The sequence below is a fragment of the Terriglobales bacterium genome (assembly GCA_035543055.1).
GTDB lineage: Bacteria > Acidobacteriota > Terriglobia > Terriglobales > Acidobacteriaceae > JAIQFD01.
In genome coordinates this window covers 1-2,033 of the sequence record DATKKJ010000220.1, presented here as the reverse complement: position 1 = coordinate 2,033, position 2,033 = coordinate 1, and the positions used below count along the sequence as shown (strand labels likewise).

Annotated in this window: 2 protein-coding genes; both read right to left on the bottom strand. The window is 63.9% G+C overall.

Going from position 1 to position 2,033, the window contains the following annotated elements:
• The coding region (locus VMS96_14365) for a sulfatase-like hydrolase/transferase (GenBank protein ID HVP44611.1) at window positions 1–460 on the bottom strand (460 nt) is incomplete at its 3' end.
• Window positions 461–639: 179 nt separating this feature from the next.
• On the bottom strand, window positions 640–2,033 hold a 1,394-nt coding region (locus VMS96_14360), incomplete at its 5' end, for a carbohydrate porin (protein ID HVP44610.1).

Below are 2,033 nucleotides of genomic sequence, written 5' to 3'. Positions count from 1 at the left end.
CGGGGTAGCCGGTGGCCTGCTCCGCGATCACGCCGTAGCCGACGGAGTGATGGTTGCGCCCCGTGATCAGCGCCGCACGCGTCGGTGAGCAGAGCGCCGTAGAATGGAACTGCGTGTAGCGCAGACCCACCTTGGCGACGCGGTCCAGCGCCGGCGTCGGAATCACACCGCCGAATGTGCTCGGCACGCCGTAGCCCGAGTCGTCGGTCATGATGAGCAGGATGTTGGGCGCGCCCTTGGGCGGCACGACCCGCGGCGCCCACCACGGCTTCGATTCCATGGCTGTTTCCTTGATCACCCCGCCGAATTTCGGGTCGGGCGGCGGGAGTTGCTTCCCATCAATGGTGGTCGTGGCGCTGGGTGAGCCCGGCACGCCGGTGACCTGCGTGCCGCTTTCCCTCGGTCCAGTTCTCTGCTGCGACTCGCAGCCGATGGCCATCGCAACAGCGAATGCCGACACCAACAGACCTCGCACAACCGTCGATCGCGTGAGATGCATGAGTGAACCTCCCGGGTTCGTGTAACGACAACAAGGAGTGGCCCCAATCGCCACTCGCCACTTTCTGCTTCCTGTTGGCTCGCCTGTTCCGTCGCGAGCCTTTGTTCCACGTTCAGCAATGCCGGCAGCACACGCCGTCGTCAGAGACTCACCTGCGCCCGCAGCCCGTACACAAGCGCGGGCTCCCGCTCTCCATGTCCCGTGTCACCGCCCGGATCGATGATCACCTGCAGATCCGGAGAGACGTGCAGCCACGGGGTCACTTCGATGTTGTAGAAAACCTCGACTCCCTGCTCGGCATTCACGCCCAGGATGGCGGGCAGGTCATTGGAAAAGTTCAAGTAGTAGTAGCCGACGCCGTAGCGGTCATGGGCTCGCGTGGGGATCATGCCCTTGCCGCCGACGCCGAGGTTGTAGGAGGTCGCGACCTGATTGAAATCGCCCGGCGACCAGCCGAAACCTCCAAAGAGGCCGAAGCCCTGGTTCGGATCCTGCGGATCGTTGTAGAGATACTGATCGAAGTCGTACCAGAACGCCCAGTTCCCGGATTCCTTCTCCGGCTCGATCGCCTTGCTGAAGAGGTACCTTCGTAAGCCGCTGCGGGCGCTGCTCAACAGGCCCTGGCTGCGACTCGGAGCAATCCCGCCCAGGTTCAGACGATTGTCGCCCGGCGAGGTTCGCCCGGACAGCGCCAGCCGCCCAAGGTCGTTCAACTCATACCTCTTTCGCGTCGAGAGGGAGAAATTGATCCGCTGGTGGCCCACCCGGTCGAAGGGTTTGATCTTGAAGGTCAGGGCTTGGACGATGGTTGCTCCTTGGGGGCCGTGGAAACCGGTCTCGAAGCCGCTGTACGTCGGCCAGCCGTTTGCGTCGATCACCAGGGTCGCGCCGCTGAGCCAGTCGTTCACCGTGTAGAGGCCTCCCGCCGTCATCGCCGCATAGGGGACGGTCGAGAACGCAACCGGGTTGTACCAGAGGGCCGTGTTCATGAACTGGCTGTAGGGATCACCCATGAATTCGTTGCCGCCGGGCAGGCGCGTCAAGTCCACCATACCGGCGATGATGCCGAACTTCTCGCTGAGAAACTGCATCATGTAGTACTCGGTCAACGTCGTCACGCCGTCGGGTTCGGGCGCGGGGAGGAGGCTGTCGAAGTTGGGTGGCGAGATCGCTCCGACCTGCCCGGTGACTCCGTGCCCCCACCTCGTCTCGCCGCGAACCTTGAAATACCCCCCCGGCCACAGGCCCATGCGACCGGTGTCGAGCTGGAGAAAGTAGTCGGTCGACCCTCCATACCGAAACGCGTCGTTCGTGGACTTGCCGCCGTGGGCGTTGCCCTGGAAGTAGTTGAGCGTTTCGACGTTGAACGAGATGCCCTTCTCGGCGAGCTGCGTCCTGGCGCCGCCCCAGTCCCCCGTCAGCCCCGGGCTGGTCAGGAAATCGCCGCGGTAGTCCAGTCGGAAGAAGGCCGGCGCCTCGGCCGGCTGCGAGGTTGCCGGAGCAGCCTCGCTTTCGTGGGTGACTTGTGTTTTGC